Source organism: Nitrospinota bacterium, assembly GCA_009873635.1.
Taxonomy (GTDB): Bacteria; Nitrospinota; Nitrospinia; order Nitrospinales; family VA-1; genus LS-NOB.
Genome location: WAHY01000015.1, coordinates 15651 through 33731, shown reverse-complemented (window position 1 = coordinate 33731; position 18081 = coordinate 15651). Strand labels below are relative to the sequence as shown.

At 42.6% G+C, this 18081-nt stretch carries 16 protein-coding genes and 1 other RNA gene; 6 read left to right on the top strand and 11 right to left on the bottom strand.

The window, feature by feature from the left end; genetic code table 11:
- Positions 1 to 184: 184 nt before the first annotated feature.
- Positions 185 to 1462 (top strand): DEAD/DEAH box helicase, encoded by a 1278-nt coding sequence (locus F3741_09535; GenBank protein ID MZG31025.1) that lies wholly within the window; start codon positions 185 to 187, stop codon positions 1460 to 1462.
- A gap of 9 nt (positions 1463 to 1471) precedes the next feature.
- On the opposite strand, the gene ligA is transcribed toward F3741_09535, so the two are convergent.
- The 3 genes from ligA to F3741_09520 form a co-directional block, all read right to left on the bottom strand.
- The gene (ligA, locus tag F3741_09530) at positions 1472 to 3466 is read right to left on the bottom strand and encodes an NAD-dependent DNA ligase LigA (GenBank protein MZG31024.1); all 1995 of its coding nucleotides are present in this window, start codon (positions 3464 to 3466) and stop codon (positions 1472 to 1474) included.
- Between the two features lie 140 nt (positions 3467 to 3606).
- Positions 3607 to 4992, bottom strand: a complete 1386-nt coding sequence (locus F3741_09525; GenBank protein MZG31023.1) for a Do family serine endopeptidase — start codon at positions 4990 to 4992, stop codon at positions 3607 to 3609.
- Between the two features lie 130 nt (positions 4993 to 5122).
- Positions 5123 to 6589, bottom strand: coding sequence for a DegQ family serine endoprotease (locus F3741_09520; protein ID MZG31022.1), 1467 nt, complete (start codon positions 6587 to 6589; stop codon positions 5123 to 5125).
- A gap of 520 nt (positions 6590 to 7109) precedes the next feature.
- On the opposite strand from F3741_09520, the gene F3741_09515 reads away from it, so the two are divergent.
- The 4 genes from F3741_09515 (at position 7110) to F3741_09500 (ending at position 10181) form a co-directional block, all read left to right on the top strand.
- Positions 7110 to 7307, top strand: coding sequence for a DUF2065 domain-containing protein (locus F3741_09515; protein MZG31021.1), 198 nt, complete (start codon positions 7110 to 7112; stop codon positions 7305 to 7307).
- Entirely contained in the window at positions 7294 to 7722 is a 429-nt protein-coding gene (locus F3741_09510; protein MZG31020.1) for a hypothetical protein, read from the top strand. Before F3741_09515 ends, F3741_09510 begins: the two co-directional genes overlap by 14 nt.
- Positions 7723 to 7817: 95 nt before the next feature.
- Entirely contained in the window at positions 7818 to 8552 is a 735-nt protein-coding gene (locus F3741_09505) for a hypothetical protein (GenBank protein ID MZG31019.1), read from the top strand.
- Positions 8553 to 8558: 6 nt separating this feature from the next.
- Positions 8559 to 10181 carry an AMP-binding protein gene (locus F3741_09500; protein MZG31018.1) on the top strand — a complete coding sequence of 541 codons (1623 nt, stop codon included), beginning with the start codon at positions 8559 to 8561 and terminating at the stop codon, positions 10179 to 10181.
- Here the strand turns inward: F3741_09500 and F3741_09495 are convergent.
- The 7 genes from F3741_09495 to F3741_09465 all read right to left on the bottom strand — a co-directional run bounded on the left by F3741_09495 (position 10178) and on the right by F3741_09465 (position 16758).
- Positions 10178 to 11215 carry a phosphatase PAP2 family protein gene (locus F3741_09495; protein MZG31017.1) on the bottom strand — a complete coding sequence of 346 codons (1038 nt, stop codon included), beginning with the start codon at positions 11213 to 11215 and terminating at the stop codon, positions 10178 to 10180. The two genes, F3741_09500 and F3741_09495, sit on opposite strands and share 4 nt — an antisense overlap.
- Before the next feature lie 618 nt (positions 11216 to 11833).
- An RNA gene (gene rnpB, locus F3741_09490) (RNase P RNA component class A) lies at positions 11834 to 12209 on the bottom strand.
- Positions 12203 to 12892, bottom strand: a complete 690-nt coding sequence (locus F3741_09485; protein MZG31016.1) for a hypothetical protein — start codon at positions 12890 to 12892, stop codon at positions 12203 to 12205. Before F3741_09485 ends, rnpB begins: the two co-directional genes overlap by 7 nt.
- 261 nt (positions 12893 to 13153) lie before the next feature.
- Entirely contained in the window at positions 13154 to 14050 is an 897-nt protein-coding gene (secF, locus tag F3741_09480; protein MZG31015.1) for a protein translocase subunit SecF, read from the bottom strand.
- Positions 14051 to 14052: 2 nt separating this feature from the next.
- Positions 14053 to 15606: a protein translocase subunit SecD gene (gene secD / locus F3741_09475; GenBank protein MZG31014.1), complete on the bottom strand. Its 1554-nt coding sequence runs from the start codon at positions 15604 to 15606 to the stop codon at positions 14053 to 14055.
- 23 nt (positions 15607 to 15629) lie between these two features.
- Complete coding sequence (gene yajC / locus F3741_09470; protein MZG31013.1) at positions 15630 to 15944, bottom strand: preprotein translocase subunit YajC; 315 nt, start codon at positions 15942 to 15944, stop codon at positions 15630 to 15632.
- A gap of 256 nt (positions 15945 to 16200) precedes the next feature.
- Complete coding sequence (locus F3741_09465; protein MZG31012.1) at positions 16201 to 16758, bottom strand: hypothetical protein; 558 nt, start codon at positions 16756 to 16758, stop codon at positions 16201 to 16203.
- Between the two features lie 289 nt (positions 16759 to 17047).
- On the opposite strand from F3741_09465, the gene F3741_09460 reads away from it, so the two are divergent.
- Positions 17048 to 17356, top strand: coding sequence for a hypothetical protein (locus F3741_09460; GenBank protein MZG31011.1), 309 nt, complete (start codon positions 17048 to 17050; stop codon positions 17354 to 17356).
- A 156-nt stretch (positions 17357 to 17512) separates the two neighbouring features.
- On the opposite strand, the gene F3741_09455 is transcribed toward F3741_09460, so the two are convergent.
- Positions 17513 to 18073, bottom strand: coding sequence for an NERD domain-containing protein (locus F3741_09455; GenBank protein MZG31010.1), 561 nt, complete (start codon positions 18071 to 18073; stop codon positions 17513 to 17515).
- Positions 18074 to 18081 lie beyond the last annotated feature (8 nt).

Sequence of the window (18081 nt, the reverse complement as noted above, 5' to 3'; positions counted from 1 at the left end):
AGGTGGATTTAACCATTTCCCCCACTATAAAGTCAAGAAAAATGAAAATTGAGTTGCAAAACAAGTTCAAGCCCCTCATAATGGCCCTTGTCTTCAACATATATTTTTAACCACTTGAAAACAAAGGCCCTAGCCCTCGCAAAACCTTGTGAGAAGTGCCCGCCCGGAGCATCTTTTGGAACTCTTGACTTTTGAGTCTCTCCCCATACCCGAACCAGTTTTGAAGGGTATTCGTGAGGCTAAATTTAAAACCTGCACACCTATCCAGAGCAAGTCTTTACCTATCACACTTGCCCGCAAAGATTTAGCAGGCCAAGCTCAAACCGGCACAGGAAAAACTGCCGCTTTTTTAATCACATTGCTCACACGGTTGTTGGAAAACACTCCACCCCTTGACCCTAAAAGAAAATCTGGTCCACGGGCATTGATCATCGCTCCAACACGGGAACTCGCAAGACAAATTGAGAAGGACGCACTCCTTCTGGGCAAATACTGTTCCTTCCGCACCGTATGTGTTATCGGTGGTGTAGATTATGAAAAACAAAAAAAACAAATCAAAGACGGGGTGGATATACTTATCGCCACACCTGGACGATTGATCGATTTCTACAAACAGAAATTCTTCAGCTTAAAACAAGTCGAAGTGATGGTCGTGGATGAAGCGGATCGCATGTTTGATATGGGTTTCATTTCTGACCTGCGTTACCTGTTCCGAAACTGTTCGCCCTATAACAAACGTCAGTCCATGTTATTTTCAGCAACTCTCAATCACCGGGTGATGGAATTATGTTACGAACATATGAACAATCCGGTAAAGGTCGCTATCGAACCGGAAAAAACCGTGGTCGATGCAATCACCCAAATTCTTTATCACGTGGGTCAGCATGAAAAGTTCAATTTACTTTTGGGCTTGATGAAAAAAGAAGCTGGAGAAAAAGTACTGATTTTTTCCAACACTAAAATTGAATGCGAGAATCTCGAGTGGAAGTTAAACCACAACGGTTTTAATGCCGGGCAAATAAGTGGTGACCTCCATCAAAAAGCGCGAATAAGGGTATTGGAAAAGTTTCAGAAAGGAGAAATCAATATTCTCATCGCCACCGATGTCGCTTCTCGCGGACTGCATATTGACGATATCACGCATGTCATTAATTATGATTTACCTCAAGATGCTGAAGACTATGTACACCGTATAGGCAGGACAGCACGTGCAGGAAACAAGGGTACTGCCATCACTTTGTGCTGTGAAGACTTTGCTCAACACCTGGAACGGGTTGAAGATTACCTGAAAAGCAAAATACCCGTATCCTGGCCTGAAGAAGAATTGTTTCTGGAAGCAAAGGAAGGAAAACCTCCCGCTAAAAAAAGACGCGGTCCACCACCGAAAGCAAAAAAGCCTGATGGCAGAAGGCCTGCGAAACGCCCGCCACGCAGACGAGCCCATACATCAGCTACCCGTTAAGGGGTTCGGCTATTCACTCATTAATTTTTGCAACTCACCCTCATCTAATATTTTAATACCAAGTTGCCGGGCTTTATCCAGTTTTGATCCGGCAGATTCTCCCGCTACAACAAAATCGGTTTTTTTAGAAACCGTCGAAGTTACCCGTCCGCCAAGAGACTGTATTTTCTCTTTTGCTTCTTCACGAGTAAAGTGAGTCAGGGTTCCCGTAAGAACGAACTGTCGGCCTTCAAACACACCTCCTCTTTCAGGCGCATCCCCCTGCTCTTCCATAATAATTCCAAGCCCAAGCAACCGTTCTATCTCTTCTTTATTCGTATCGCTTCCCAAAAAAGCTTTGAGGCTTTCAGCGATCACATTCCCCACCTCATCAATTTTTTCCAAATCTTCATAACTGGTTTCCTGCAATCTATTGAGGGATCTAAAAGTCGCAGCTAAAAGAATTGCCGTTCGTTGCCCAACATGCCTTATACCCAAAGCATGTAAGAAACGGGAAAGTCCAGCCGTCTTGCTTTTTTCAATAGCCGCAATCAAATTTTGGGCCGACTTATCCCCCATACGTTCTAAAGAAGCAACTTCTCCAACTTCAAGCGTATATAGGTCTGAAAAATTTTTAACCCTTCCGGAGTCCACCAATTGTTCGATCACTGACGGGCCAAAATGGTCAATATCCATCGCCTTTCTGGAAGAAAAATGCCTGAGCCTTTCCTTCAACTGTGCTGGACAGGCACTGTTAACACATCGCCAAACAACTTCACGTTCAGTACGATAAAGGGATGACTTACATTGTGGACAAGCAGTTGGCATTTTAAAAGGCTGGGCTCGGTTTCCAGAATGTTCAACAACCTTCACAACTTTAGGAATGATTTCCCCTGCCTTTTCGATCACCACACGATCGCCAACACGAATGTCTTTACGTTTAATTTCGTCTTCGTTATGCAACGTTGCCCTGCCAACTGTCGATCCAGAAATGGACACAGGCTTTAATTCCGCGACGGGTGTGATAGATCCTGTCCTCCCTACCTGGCATACAATGTCTTTGATTTCGGTTACTGCCTGTTCAGCCTCATATTTATAGGCTACTGCCCAACGAGGAAATTTGGAAGTTTCCCCCAATCGCTTGCGGTAAACCAATGAGTTAACCTGAATGACCAGTCCGTCAACCTCATAATCGAGTTCTTTTCTTTTGCCACGAAACTCTTCGATCAAGTCGATAGCAGACTCAAAACTTTTACATAACCTGTTGTACTGATTAACCGGGAACCTCAGTTCATCCAGTTTCTCCTGTAATTCAAAGTGTGTCTTAAAAGGGTTGTTTTCAAGAAAGCCCACTGCGTAAACAAATATCCCAAGTTTACGCCGTGCAGTTATTGCAGGGTCCAATAGTCTCAAAGCTCCGGCTGCAGCGTTTCTTGGATTGGCAAAAGGGGATTCTCCGTCTGCTTCCCGTTCCGAATTGATTCGTTCAAATTCCTTTTTAGGCATATAGACCTCACCGCGAACTTCCATGCGCTGTTTAAAGTCAATTTTTAAAGGAATAGAACGTAAAGTTCTTAGATTTGCAGTGATGTCCTCACCTTGCAGTCCATCTCCCCTTGTAGCTCCTCGCACCAGAAAACCATCTTCATAGGTAAGCGCTACAGCCAATCCATCAAATTTCAGTTCCACCACATATTCTATAGATTGTTCAGGAACATCACTCAGGCTCTTGACCACTCTCTGATGAAATGCCCGCACTTCATCGACATTGTAGGTATTATCAAGGCTGAGCATGGGCACAGGATGATCAACCGCTTTAAATCTTTCATCCACTTTACCCCCTACCCTCTGAGTGGGAGAATCGGGAGTAATGTATTCAGGGTGAACCGCTTCAAGCTCTCGCAAACGCCTGAGAAGTGCGTCGTATTCCCGGTCTGTAATCAATGGAGAGTTTTTGACGTAATATTGGTGATCGTACTTATGGATCGTCTGCTTTAGATCCTCAATGTCCTGTTTGAACGTCATAAGGGAATTGGTAGAAAGGATAAATACAAGCTTCCCACTCCTATTCTAAGAATGAGGAAGTTACAACAGGTCGTTTCTACTGAAGCCAATTTGAGAGATTTAGACACTCTCATAAAAATTTTACAGGATAATAAGTTTACTCATGGCTCCAGAGTCACATAATACCCCTGCCTTCCACGTTGAACCAAAAGTAAAATGCGATCTGGGTTATTTATTTCAACAACAGCTTTATTATAATCGTCTTCATTGTCAACACGCTTTTGATTCATTTGCCGAATAATATCACCTGGTTTGAGACCTATTCTCCCACCTGCACTATCACGAATCACCTCTAATACAACCATCCCCTTGGAGGTGGTCAACCTATTGGAACGGGCATAGCGTTGGCTGTTCTCCCGTATTAATAATCCGAGCCATGACCGGGTAAATTCTTTTACATAATTTTTAGGAATAGCAGTGATATGTACTTTACGTTCAATCATTTTCCCATCCCGCAAAATAGAAAAACGAGCCGTGCTGTTTACAGTATAAGAAGCCATACGCCCGCTTAAATCCGATTTGTCCTTTATCTCATGATCGTCAACTGCAACAATTACATCGCCACGTTTTAAACCAGCTTTTCCTGCAGAGCTATTGCCAGCCACCGATATAACCAACACTCCTTTTTTCCTCTCAAGTTTAAAATGGCGCAAGAGCTGGGTATCCAGTTCCTGCACAGAAGCTCCTAACCAGCCACGCCGGACTTTGCCATAACGGATCAGTTCGTCGACAATACGTTTGGCATGGTCTATGGGAATAGCAAACCCTATCCCTTCCGCCTTTTGATAAATGGCAGTATTTATTCCGATCAGGGAGCCGTTGATATTCAATAAAGGTCCGCCACTGTTTCCCGGGTTGATCGAGGCATCGACTTGAATAAAGTCACTGTAAACCATATTTTTCCCGGCAGTTATATTGCGGTTTAATGCACTGATGATTCCGGATGTCACTGTGTGCTGCAATCCAAATGGATTCCCAATTGCCAAAACCTGCTCTCCTATCATTAAATCATCAGACCTGCCCATTTTCACATAGGGTAGTGACTTATCTGAATCAATCTTTATGATAGCAAGGTCAGATTTAATATCCGCGCCAATGACTCTGGCATCAAACTCTCTTTTATCACTAAGAGTGACATGAATTTTTGCGGCTTTGGCAATGACATGCTCATTGGTGAGAATAAAACCTTCGTCATTGATGAGAACACCTGAACCCAGGCTACGCCTTTGATTTACCATTGGAGGGATAAAGTCTTTGAAGAACTGGTCAAAGAAATTATTGCCAAAGCTTCTGAAGGGATTACGCGCGGATCGTGATATTTCAGACGTGTAAATATTGACAACAGCCGGGCTGACTCTCTCTACAGCCCTTACGAGAGGGGTTCTGCGATTATAAGATTCTCCATAAGATGCAGGGGAATGCACCAGCAAGAATATTGGGACTGCTACAACCCAGAACCACCTTGAGGGAAAACTCACGCTTAACAGGACAAAATAAGTAAAAAAGAATAAGGCTGGATGCCCGAAACTCGCTGCCCTCTGCCGTGAACATTTGCTCTATCCCATATTCAGAAAGGCAGCGGTGTAATTCGGGCACAGCTATGAATAAAACGACATACTATTCGACTTTAACAGCAATATATATGGTACTTCCGCCGCGCTTTACCAAAAATAGAACTGAAGACCCCTTCTCAACGTTGGCAAGAAGGTTATTGTAGTCCTGCAGATTTTTGACGGGAACACGATTCATTTCTGAAATAACATCGCCCCGGCGGATACCCGCTTCTGATGCCGCATTTCCTGCAACCACATCAGAAACCAAAACTCCATCAACGCCTTCCAGTTTAAGGCTTTGTGCCAGCTCTTCAGTGATGTCCTGAACCTGAAGACCCAGCGGATCAGCCTTGGCAACCACAGTTTCCTTAGTGTCTTTTAATACCTCTATGGTAATACGCAATACTTTAAGGGATCCGTCACGTATCACCTCAACATCTACCACCGACCCAGGTGTTGTCGCTGCAACGATTTTGGGAAGGTCCTCCATTTCCCTTACAACCTGATTGTTAAATCTGGTGATAACGTCACCGCGCTTAACTCCTCCTTTATCAGCGGGGCCATTCGGAATCACATCTCCAACAAGAGCCCCTTCACTTTGACTGAGACCAAAAGATTTTTCCAGTTCAGGAGTGATTTTCTGGATCATGACCCCCAACCAACCACGTGTGACAGACCCTGTTTCTTTTAAATCTTTTAAGATTCCCTTTGCAATGTTAATAGGGATAGCGAAACCAATCCCCACATTTCCACCCGTATTGCCTGAAATAATAGCGGTGTTGATCCCGATCACTTCCCCTTCAATATTAATCAGCGGACCACCACTGTTACCGGGATTAATAGAAGCATCGGTTTGTATGAATTCATCATAGGGGCCAGCGCCAATACTCCGCCCCAAAGCGCTCACCACACCCACGGTAACAGTATGGCTGAGGCCGAAAGGGTTCCCAATGGCTACTACCCATTCACCCACCTCAAGATTTTCTGAACTTCCAAGTCTCAGAAAAGGAAATTCTGTATTGTCGCCTGGTTCACGCTTGATTTTGACCAAGGCAATATCAGTTTTGGAGTCCGACCCTATCAGAGTGGCTGTATATTCTTTTTCTTTTCCTTTATCCTCAAGGGTCACTACAATTTCATCTGCCCCCTCTATCACATGATAGTTAGTAAGGATGTGTCCTTCCTTGTCGATCACAAATCCCGAGCCCATACCTCCTCTTGGCTGTTGATTTGGACGCTCCCCAAAAAAACGATCATAAAAATCACGGAAAGGGTCCGGAGACCGGCCTTGCCCTGGTCCTGGCCGAGGTATTGGGATATTCTGCCGAGGAAGTGCTTTTGCTTTGGACTTGTTACTCACATTAACAACAGCAGGGTTCTGCTTTTTTGCTATCTCCACAAAAATATTGCTTGCAAGAGGATGGGTATCACTACTCAAAGCAAACAGGACCTCTGGAGACATTATGAGCGATAGCAATAATATAAAAGTTAGTGAAGTTAAATGAGCACGTTGGAAAAAAAATTTAAGCATATTGTTTAATCCTTCTTTTGTAAGCAATCGAAAATAAAAATGTGTGATGGAGATTCAGGGGAAATACAACCCGGTTCTCATTTAAAGAGCGGTTTAATTACTTACAGCTTAATACTATATAGGCCTATTTTTCAGTTAAAAAAAATTAATTTAAAAGTCCAATTAATTTGATCTTGAAAGGGAAAGGAAAATATAATGAATCTAAATTATATAATGCTTTTTCCTTTATTTACAACCACAAACCCCCTGAAAGAAGGTGCCTGCCAAACTCATTAGCAAACTAATTATATTTGACTAGCTTTATGAGATAAAAGATAATCGCAACGGGCGATGGATTAATCGCCGATCTGTTCCTCTAGCAGGCCAATTAAAATAGTCGTTCAATTTTGCTAAATCTTCTATTCATCGGGAATGACACGTTTTCAAAACAAAGGAGTTTATCATCTTCCGTGTCTGGAATGTAAATACATCGGAATAAATACTTTGCAAATGATTTATCTGTTTACAATTGGCCCCTGATATGAAACTGTTTCTTTCAGCATTAGGATTATTGATGATTTTTGAAGGAATTCCATATTTTTGCTTCCCTGAACAAGTTAAGTCCTTTGCACGAAAAATTCCAGATATGCCTGATGGAACCCTCAGGGCAATAGGTTTTTGCCTCATGATGGCAGGATTACTGGTAGTCTACTTAGGAGGAGGAAATGCAAATGGTTAAACAATTTTTCCTTTTTTTATTTTTTGGGTTCTGGTTATCACTTGTGGGGTGCTCTTCATTTGAAGAGGTAACTAAAAAAGGGTCCCCAGCACCACCACCGCCAATTATGGCGCAGCCATTTACAGATATCCCGGTACCCAACGGGTTCAAAAGAGACCATTCAAAATCTTTTATATATGAATCAGGAAGCAGCACTATAAAAGTTGGCCAACTCTTCTTTTACGGCTGGAGCGATCTTAGCGCAGTTATTAATTTTTACAAAAATGAAATGATTAATAAAGGCTGGACATTAATAAATACCATGGGGCATTCACCCACAGTCATGCACTACGAAAAAGAAGGCTGGGTTTGCAATCTACTTATCAAGTCTGTACTTGGGCAGGTATATATTGAAATACAGGCTGGCCCTAAATAATTCCAGTTTTTTTAAAAAATGTGCATTTAATTTTTTAGGCGAGTAGAACGCTCTAGCCTTTGCCCCATTATCCCCGGGTAAGGCGCAGAACTATCATGACCGATAAACCCGGCCAACAACTCCTTTTAAACTTTCCAATACGACCGGAATACAGCTTTGCGAACTTTGTAGTTTCTGATGGTTCGCTCTTTGCGTATGAAACAGCGGAGGAATTCTGCTCCGGAAAAGAAATTCCATTTCAAGTTCTGTATCTTTTCGGTCAGAAAAACCTGGGGAAAACACATCTGCTCCTGTCTATAGGCAACCATATCACAGAAAAAGGCTTGCGCGCTGTCTACATCGAGGGAAAAGATTTTTCAAAAAAAGCACAGGACAATCAACTCGCTCAACATACTCTGGAGCAACTTTTAGACGTTGATTTTTTTCTCATGGATAATGTGGAAGCCATTGCCCACTCCAAACCTGCCCAGGAAAAACTTTACCATCTTTACAATCAAATTAGGGAAAAGGGCGGAAAACTGGCTTTCACTTCTGGCCTACCCCCTGAAAATAATAACGCCATGGAGAGCTACCTGACCTCGAGGTTTCAATGGGGTATGGTCGCGGAAATAAAACCCATTGATGATGACACAACTGCCAGGATTATCTCTAAACTGGCAAAGGACATAAACCTTACCTTGCCGGAATCCATCATCCAGTATTTAATGTCACGCATACCACGAGATTTCATTTCAATCCAAAATGCTGTCACGACCATTAATCAAGAGTCTTATATAAAAAAGAAAAAAGTGACTCTGCCTATGGTCAAGACAGCTCTTGACTTGCCTTAGCCAGATATGAACAGCCGCAACATCTCTGCCAGCCTCTCACATTGGGAAAAAGTTATACCTGATCAGCCTGCAATCATTGAAATAAGGACTAAAACCGAGGTTACTTTTAAACAACTGGAAGAAGAGAGCAACTTAATTGCTTCAGGGCTTCTCAATCAAGGATTGAAAAAAGGTGACCGGGTTCTCATGATGGTGCCATATGGAAGTGACTTTGTAACACTGACATTTGCTTTGTTTAAGGCTGGAGCAGTCCCTGTTCTGATTGACCCGGGAATGGGTAAAAAAAATGTTCTACATTGCGTAAAACAATCCGAACCACGTGGAATCATTGCGGTTCCCTTAGTCCATGCAATAAAATCACTGATGCCTTCGGCTTTCAAGTCAATCCAGTTTTCAGTAACCGTCGGGAAAAATTGGTTCTGGCGGGGCCCAACACTTGAAAAAATAAAAAAATTCGGACGAACCGATTATCAGATGGAAGAAGCTCAAGAAGATCAGGAGGCAGCTGTTTTATTCACTAGCGGAAGTACTGGTCCTGCCAAAGGGGTTCTTTATACTCACGGAATGTTTGAACAACAAACCCAAATTTTAAGAGAGCACTTTGGCATTATTCAGGGAGAAAAAGACTTACCAACTTTTCCTCTGTTCGGTTTGTTCAGTACTGGCATGGGGATGACAAGCGTCATACCAGATATGGATCCCACCTGCCCAGCCAAGGTAAAACCGGAAAATATCATTCATCCAGTCAAAACCTATAACATCACCAGCAGTTTTGGATCTCCGGCTTTATGGGACACGGTCAGCCGTTATTGCGAAACGAACAAGGTACGACTGACTTCCCTCAAGCGTATTTTGATCGCAGGCGCTCCCGTTTCAGGAACACTGCTAAAGCGTTTTGAATCTATATTAGAACCAGATTGCAAAATCATGACTCCCTATGGAGCAACCGAAGCCCTCCCGGTAACGTCTATAGAAAGGCAAGAGATTATCAAAGAGACCTGGGAAAAGTCGGAAAAAGGAAATGGAACCTGCATTGGAAAACCTGTCCCTGGAGCTGAAGTAAGAATTATACAGATCTCAGATGACCCTATTTTAAAATGGGAAGACGGCTTGGAAGTCCCAAAAGGCCAAACCGGAGAAATAATTGTGAAAGCTCCCTGGGTGACTAAATCTTATTTCAACCGCGATGAAATCACCCGTCTCGCTAAAGTCCCCGATGGCCCAAATTTCTGGCACAGGATGGGTGATGTTGGAAAGTGGGACGACCAAGACCGGCTTTGGTTCTGTGGCAGAAAAAGTCACCGCGTTGTTACTGATTCAGAAACATACTTCACCATTCCCTGCGAAGCTATTTTCAACACACACCCTGATGTCAAACGTTCCGCTTTAGTAGGACAAGGTGCTGGGAAACATCGTGAGCCAGTGATGATCATTGAACCGGAGAATAAAGATAGAGTTACAAAAGATCAGGAAGTTTTCATTAACGAGCTACTGGAAATAGCAGCCTCCTATCCTCACACCTGCTCAATTAAAAAAATATTCTTTTATCCAGATTTTCCAGTGGATGTCCGACACAACGCAAAAATCTGCCGCGAAGAACTAGCGGATTGGGTGAAAAACCAACCTTAAAAGTTTGTCGAAAAGACCAGTCCTCCACCTTTATAGTTCGTTTGTGGATAAATGGTAAAGTGTCGGCCTTTTTTATTACTGTGAAGCTTGAGCAGCGTCTTTGAAGTGAAATAACCCAGCACAGCACCAAAAAACACGTCCGAAGCCCAATGTTTTTGATCGTTCAACCGGGAAAGACCTGTCAAGGTCGCGAGACCGTAGGAAATTGGTGCGGCTAAAGGAACATGCTCATATTCATTAGCCACAACTGTTGCGATGGCAAAGGCCGTTGAAGTATGTCCGGAAGGAAAAGCTTTATTTCCTGTACTCGGTCCTTTAAACTCAAATTCAGAAACCCCGTCGAAAGGGCGTGTCCGACCCATCATCAATTTTAATACTCCCGTGAACAGGCTGGTAATCAAAAAACTTTCTGTCGCAAGTAAAGCAGTTCGTTCAATTTTTTCATTTTCCCAAAGATTGCCATAAAGGTAAAAGCCTGCCATGAGAGGGAACATAACAGCTGAATTGCCAAACGGCTCAAACACACTCGATATGTCATCAGTGGTAGAGCTTCGACCTTCTTTGAAATCTTCCCTGAATTCATCATCCAGAAAAAATAATACACCGGTAACCCCTGCAACCGTTGAAGCGGTGTACCAGTCAGATTTATCCCAGCGCCAGGGTGACGTCAGCATATAACCGGTATCCGTCAATATGTTTTTAAAATAGTTTTTATTCAGCTTTAAACCGCCACGCAAACTTGACCGATCGGTTTTTTCTTTCAGCGCTGATGAATAGTGATTGTTTGCGGCAAGTAGTAGTTCATTGCCTTCATTCATATAGTTTCCTGAAAATGAATTAGTAGAAAAGTAATTCGGCACTGGTTTTCCCTGCGGATATTCCGACTTTCCCGACAACACATGGCGGCTTAATGATCTGCCCTTCTCTTCAACTTTCAGGTGAGCTTCGCCCGCTAATGCATTAGTGGCATAAAAATACAGTCCAAAAATGACAAAAATGACCCACCAGTGTTTTAGCGAATTATCAGGACTCATAAAGGTTATTCAATTTATATGAAGGGCAGAAATAGCAACTTTCAATTGCAAATACTTCTTAATAGCAAAACCAGTAAGCAAACAATAGCCGGGAAATTTCACTCAGAAACTTATTCTATATATGGTTTACGGCTTAATTAACTTTAAAATCAAGGGGTTTTTCCCTAAATCACGACTGGATCACGAATATAAGCGAAAACAGGGGAATCGCCCCAGGTTGCGGCAAGTGTAAAACAGGTGAGTTGAAAAGCTATGAATTAGGGGGGTTAATTCGCTAAATGAACCAAAGGATAATGAAAGCGTGTTTTTCAGCCGATAAGGCAAGAGAAATTAATGCACCACTTCAAGGAGGAAAACGTGCACACAACTTATCCAAAAAGAAAATCTTCCAAACCCATAACCAACTATATACTGCCAATCAGCCTGCTGGCAGCAATAGTGTTTCTCATCAATGCACTGCACAGTGTTTCACTCCCGGACCCATTGGGAGAAAAGATTCAACAACACGTTAAAACACGAAGAACCAATCAATAGAAGGCAGGGATTAAACTTAATTGCATTCAGCCCGGAAAACCATCCGGATTCTGCATTTGGCAAGGAAGGCGGTAGTTGCCGATAAGCCGAAGCAAACCATAAGCCGGGTTTTGTACTTCATGAAACATGAAGCGGTGACCATTAATCTAGGCCTGCTGTTACCAACAGGCTCAAGCAATCAACCCGAAAGTTTCGGACGGGCCGCCCTCAAGCACTTTCCTATTTGATCTTGCTCCGGATAGGGTTTACCAAGCTACCGCTGTCACCAACGATACTGGTGAGCTCTTACCTCGCCTTTTCACCTTTGCCGCCGGCACAAAGCCGGGTAGGCCGTATATTTTCTGTGGCACTTTCCTTAAGGTCGCCCTCACTCCGCGTTACGGAGTATCCTGCCCTGTGGAGCCCGGACTTTCCTCTCTCCCGGTTATAAAACCGAAACAGCGGTCACCCGGTTTACTTCGGCGTTGCGGCTTCAGATACTTCTTCCCAATATAAAAAACACATACAGTTTGAACACTGCTGAATCGATTCGCCAACTTTAACATTAATCACCATTTGCGGTAGAACCTGCTGAAAACAACCCTGGCAAACATTTTCGCGCAACAAAACTACAGCTTGACCATCACGGGCTTTAACCAGTTTTTCATATCTTTGTACCATCACCTTATCGATCTGATCTGTGACGCTATCACGCTTGGCTAACAGCGAATCCAACTCCTTTTTCATCCTTTCAAGCTCAGCATCTTTTTTCGCTTTGTATTCCTGAAAATGAGAATCCTCTTCCTTACATTTTTTTTCAATTGCCGGAATCTCTTTTTGTTTTTCTTCCAGAATTTCCATTATTTCAAGTTCTTTATCTTCCAGCCCCGCTACTTTTTCTTTAATCGTTTCCACTTCGGCAAGAATGGCCGTATATTCTTTGTTGGTTTTTACAGCTGGCAGCTTCGTCTTGGCTTTAGCCATATGATCATTTTCACCCTGAACCTCTAACTCAATATCCTTACGATTTTTTTGTAGATTTTCTATTTCTTCTTTAGCGTTTGAAAGAACCTTCTTCTTCTCTTCTAATTCCGCAAGTCCAGAATCAATCTGAACAGGGATATCAGCAAGGAGTTTTCTGTGCTCGGCAATATCATTATCCATTTTTTGCAGTAGGATTAATTGCTCAAGTTGAATTTTGGGTGAAACACTCAATATTTTACTCTCTATTAAGGCTTAATCCCTCAAATTATGAGGAATGACAGGTACACGATATCCCTTTTTCAGCAAAAGCTATTATGTATTATCTTATATTCTTTGAGAAATGTAGCATGGGCCAGAATAGGATTGCAAATGATTCCAACAAAGCCATGCTTCTTTGGCTAGCTAAGTTTAATTGGTATGCCTATTAACCCTAAGACCGATTCAGGCTCGACTTCGTGAGTCCCAAAAAACGAGAAACACACTGGCAATAAAGATGGATGAGTAAGTTCCAACCAGAACACCTACCAGCAAAGCAAAAGAAAAATCATGGATGATTTCTCCTCCAAAGAAAAATAGCGCAACCACTACCAGCAGTGTTGTTCCTGAGGTGAGGAGCGTCCTGCTTAAGGTCTGATTGATACTTGCATTGATGATTTGGGTAAGTGTATTTTTACCTTTACGGCGAAGGTTCTCACGAATACGGTCGAAAACAACAATAGTATCGTTTAATGAATAACCAATGATGGTCAAAAATGCGGCGACAATCACAAGGGTGAATTCTTTGTCTAAAATCGAAAATGCTCCCATAGTAACCAGAACATCATGTACCAGGGCTATGATTGCGGCAATAGCGTACTGAAGTTCAAAACGCCATGAAATATAAATTACAATTCCAATAATTGCATACAAGATTGAAAGGAGCGCTTTTTCCCTCAGGTCACGCCCTACCTTAGGACCTACCATTTCTACTCTTTCAACAGTGATGTCAGCCTTATTGAACTTTTCGCCGAGACTGTTGCGAATCCTGGAGCCTACAGCTTCGAGTTTTTCCTCTGATCGTTGAACACGGATGAGAATATCGCGTTTAGTCCCGAATTCCTGGATTGTGCTTTCTCCAAGTCCAATTGACTTCAAACCATCCCTAATGACCTCCAGATCCGGAGCGGTTTTAAACTGGAGTTGAACGAGAGTCCCCCCAGAAAAGTCAATGCCATACTTCAACCCACCTGACAGGACTATAGAAGCCAGACCCATCAAGATTACCAACCCTGAAATGGTTACGGCTGCTTTAATTTTACCCATGAAATCAAAATGGGTTTCGCTACCAATAATTTTCATATTTATATACTTAATTTATCCAGTTTTCTTTGGCTCATTGTTCCATCAAAAATAGCCCTGCTCACAAATACCGCTGTGAACATGCTGGCCGCGATTCCTATACATAAAGTAATGGCAAACCCTTTTATGGGGCCAGTGCCAAACTGAAACAAAACGACTGCAGCAATGAAGGTGGTAATATTCGCATCAACAATAGTTCGAAATGCTTTGGAAAAGCCCGCTTCGATTGCAGCCCTCACCGTCTTACCAATTCTTATTTCTTCACGGATCCTTTCGAACACCAGCACGTTAGCATCAATCGCCATACCTACTGTGAGAATAATTCCTGCAATGCCTGGCAATGTCAAAGCCGCTCCAAAATAAGCCAGCGCTCCTGCCAGGAGAATAATATTGAGAAACAGCGCAACCACAGCGATTATGCCGGACAGTTTGTAATAGATGGCAATAAAGGCCACGACAAGAAGCCCGCCATAAATAATAGAAGTGATTCCTTTATTAATGGAATCCTGTCCGAGCGATGGACCAACCGTTCTATTCTCAAGGATAACCACAGGTGCAGGAAGCGCGCCTGCCCTGAGAACAATAGCCAGGTCTCTTGCTTCAGAAGAAGTAAATCGACCCGTGATCTGAGCCCGTCCACCTGCTATTTCATCCTGAATAACAGGCGCCGAATAAACGTTATCATCCAAAACAATTGCCAGACGTTTTTTGATATTCTCACGCGTCACCTGCTGAAAAATCATGGCACCGACGCTGTTAAAGTTCAAAGCAACATAAGGTTCATTGAAATCAGAATCAAAGCGAACCTCAGCACCCGTCAATGTCTCACCTGTCAAAACAGCGCGTTTCTTTAAAAGATAAGGATCTTTGGTAACGGCCCCGCTTTCCTTATTTTCTATTCGTTGGTATAAAACTTCATCCCCATCAGGAATATTTCCATCAAGAGCCTGCTGCAAACTGTTTTCTTCATCCAACAGCTTGAATTCCAGCCGGGCAGTTTTTCCTATCAGGTTTATGGCTCTCTCGGGATCTTTCACACCGGGCAACTGCACGAGAATCCGTTTTACTCCCTGCACCTGAATGGTCGGTTCTGAAACACCAAACTGGTCTACCCTGTTGCGAATCGTCTCCAATCCCTGACTCACTGCGTTTTGCTCTATCTGCTTAATCTGGTCCTGACTCAATTGGTATATCAGCCCGAGTCCGTCTGAGTCTTCACTGACCAGGCTGAAAAAGGGGTATTTCTCCAGAACGGTTTTAACTGGTGGCAGATCCAACTGATCCACCATCCTTATATTAATCTGTCTATTTGAGAATATGACTTTGATGCGGTCTACTTCCAAGTCTTCTTCAGTAATATCCCTCTTAATATCATCAGCCAGTCTGTCCAGGCTTGCTTCTACTGCTTTCTCAACCTTAACTTCAAGCACCAGATGCATCCCCCCCTGCAGGTCAAGGCCCAGGGCAATTTTTTCCTTCAATGGATACGCGAGCCAAATTGCACCAAGCACTACAGCGAGTATCAAAGGGATTTTCCATTTAAGATCCTTATACATTACTTAAAACCTCATGCATCAACTTAATCTTTCTTCGAACCAATGGAAGAGCGGTTTATTTTGACTCGAACATTGTCTGCAATTTGCAGCATAACCGTATCTTCCTTAAGTTTTTTAATGGTTCCATGAATACCACTTAATGTTACAACAGAATCGCCCTCTTTCAGCTCATCAACCATTTTGCGCGCTTCCTGTTGTTTTTTCTGCTGCGGACGAATAAGAACAAAGTAAAAGATCATGAACATCATGATCATTGGCGGAAGCAATGCAAGCAAACTTCCTCCACCAGGTTCACCACCCTCTGGTGGCGGTGCCATAGCAAATGCTAAATCGAGCATGATATCTTCCCAGAAAAGTAGATTTTTTTATAATTCAAAGGTTTAGCTTCTATCAAATCCCACCCCATTTGTCAAACTTTGGCGTAAAAGCATGCGGTAAATCGCACAACCCTCTCTGACAAGGAAAAAGTTGCCGTGGGTCAAGTAAACATTCTTTTCCAGTGGGGAGGCAAAATCTGAAAATTGCCAGCATAACGCCATAACTAACCTGCCGCCATACAGGCACCCTTTTATTGTTACCTAACCCACCTACGGACTAATAGAATTTTTGCTGAACACCTGCTTCGTTGGTGAGCTCATAATAAAGAGAGTGAAACTCTTCTGTAGTCAATTTGGGATCACGTAATTTTTCCAGCTCCTCAGGGGTAATAGCAACTTCGGACAATTCGTCCCATGCTGAAGTAGCAACCGCCGCATAATTAGGCGGATTGAGCGGACGCAAAATCAAGCCATCCACCCGGTCGTTATACTTAAGCGCAAAATCAATCACGAAACGTGCATCTTCAGCACTGACAGCGCTGCCAATGGCAATATTAGTAGGGGGATGCCCATTACCACGCCTCCAAAACTGGACCGTATGCCCCAATACTTTAAGGGAGTTGGATTTTAGAAATTTTCGAATCTCTTTTTTCTTTTTTTTATGTTTATGACCTAACCAGATTTCAATAGTACAAATTGTCCGTTTAGAAGTGTCACAAGGCGGCTTATAACTAGGCGAAGGAAACAAGTATTCTTTTGATACCGCAAAAGATGATCCTGCCAACATAAAAAAAGCACCCCAAAAACAAATCGCCAAAACCACTAGCCGTTTCATCTTTACTCCTGTTCAAATTCAAATTCTAAGAAAGACTGTTATTTTAATGTATTTATTCCATATATAGAAAAATATCTATCCAGTTAACGTTCCAAAACCCCGCCTTAAAAAATATACATTCAAACACATAAACTGTAAACATCGCTTTACAAAACCAGAACAAGACATCCATATAAACGCCATAACTCTTTATTTTACATAGAGGAAAATATTATTTTTTGCTGGCACAAAAATTGCCCAACTTCTAATTATTAAGTTTGACCACCTTGAAGAGTTATCGGGTTATCTCATGGTTGAAGAAAAAGATAAAAATTCTCATCTTTTAAAAAGATGTTGTTCTCCAATGAATGGCACCCTGGGACTCACCCAACTTGTCATGAGCACTGAACTGACCCCGGTCCAAAATGACTATCTGCAAAAAATAAATTCCTCGTCAAAAAACCTGCTGACCATCATCAATGACATCCTTGATGTATCAAAAATTGAAGCCGGGAAAATAGATATTGTGCAAATCGAATTCAAACTGGAAAAAGTGTTGGAAGACGTATCGGTCATTTTCCCAGAATTTCGGCCATTAGGGAGTTTCTCGACCCAGTGAAAAAACATTTAAACCAGTTTGACTTTTCCGGAGCCTGCTCTGTCTTTTCAAAACTGAAAAATGAAATGCAGTCAGCATCCGAAGAAAGTAAAGAATGATAGGAAATAATTCTCAACAAACTATTCTTGTCGTTGACGGCAACACCGATGTGACAGCCTAATTGGCTGAAAGCTGTTGTAGTTTACGTATCACTTCATCCCGTTTGTCAGCGGACAAACGGGATGTTTTATTTTGCTCAATAAAAGGGATCAAGTCATTTAGTTGGATAACACTGGCTCCAAAGTCACCCTTTAACACCGCCCGAGTAAAAACCACAACAGGCACAAACCATACGGGCCCTATTATCTGCTCCAGAGCATTTACGTGTTTGCGGTTTTCCCAAAGTGGATTGTACAGAATATCCTTAGATGGTTTTAAGTGCCACTCTCTATCTTTTTCACGGCCAAACACCTTCCCCGCTTCTGTTTTAACTGTCAGAACAAACACACCATAATTCGAAACCACCACATGACTCACATCATTCATACCCAATTCAGCAGACACAACGACATTTGACAAAACAAAATAATCAGGACCCAAGCGTTCCAGTTGACCCATTACAATCTTCGGGTCACCCGCCAATTTGTGTTGTTTTCTTTTCTGGATAAAAAATATGAGAGCAACCACTGCCAGGAAGGCTAGAACTTTTAACCCGTCAGTAGAAAAGATGAAATCCATCAAAAAAA

What these genes read in the sequence shown, in the direction of transcription:
- yajC (MZG31013.1), bottom strand. Translation starts at nt 15,944, where the DNA reads ATGCTCGATTTAGCATTTGCTATGGCACCGCCACCAGAGGGTGGTGAA.
- F3741_09515 (MZG31021.1), top strand. Translation starts at nt 7,110, where the DNA reads ATGAAACTGTTTCTTTCAGCATTAGGATTATTGATGATTTTTGAAGGA.
- ligA (MZG31024.1), bottom strand. Translation starts at nt 3,466, where the DNA reads ATGACGTTCAAACAGGACATTGAGGATCTAAAGCAGACGATCCATAAG.
- F3741_09455 (MZG31010.1), bottom strand. Translation starts at nt 18,073, where the DNA reads ATGGATTTCATCTTTTCTACTGACGGGTTAAAAGTTCTAGCCTTCCTG.
- F3741_09500 (MZG31018.1), top strand. Translation starts at nt 8,559, where the DNA reads ATGAACAGCCGCAACATCTCTGCCAGCCTCTCACATTGGGAAAAAGTT.
- F3741_09465 (MZG31012.1), bottom strand. Translation starts at nt 16,758, where the DNA reads ATGAAACGGCTAGTGGTTTTGGCGATTTGTTTTTGGGGTGCTTTTTTT.
- F3741_09510 (MZG31020.1), top strand. Translation starts at nt 7,294, where the DNA reads ATGCAAATGGTTAAACAATTTTTCCTTTTTTTATTTTTTGGGTTCTGG.
- secF (MZG31015.1), bottom strand. Translation starts at nt 14,050, where the DNA reads ATGAAAATTATTGGTAGCGAAACCCATTTTGATTTCATGGGTAAAATT.
- secD (MZG31014.1), bottom strand. Translation starts at nt 15,606, where the DNA reads ATGTATAAGGATCTTAAATGGAAAATCCCTTTGATACTCGCTGTAGTG.
- F3741_09485 (MZG31016.1), bottom strand. Translation starts at nt 12,892, where the DNA reads ATGGATAATGATATTGCCGAGCACAGAAAACTCCTTGCTGATATCCCT.
- F3741_09495 (MZG31017.1), bottom strand. Translation starts at nt 11,215, where the DNA reads ATGAGTCCTGATAATTCGCTAAAACACTGGTGGGTCATTTTTGTCATT.
- F3741_09505 (MZG31019.1), top strand. Translation starts at nt 7,818, where the DNA reads ATGACCGATAAACCCGGCCAACAACTCCTTTTAAACTTTCCAATACGA.
- F3741_09520 (MZG31022.1), bottom strand. Translation starts at nt 6,589, where the DNA reads ATGCTTAAATTTTTTTTCCAACGTGCTCATTTAACTTCACTAACTTTT.
- F3741_09460 (MZG31011.1), top strand. Translation starts at nt 17,048, where the DNA reads ATGGTTGAAGAAAAAGATAAAAATTCTCATCTTTTAAAAAGATGTTGT.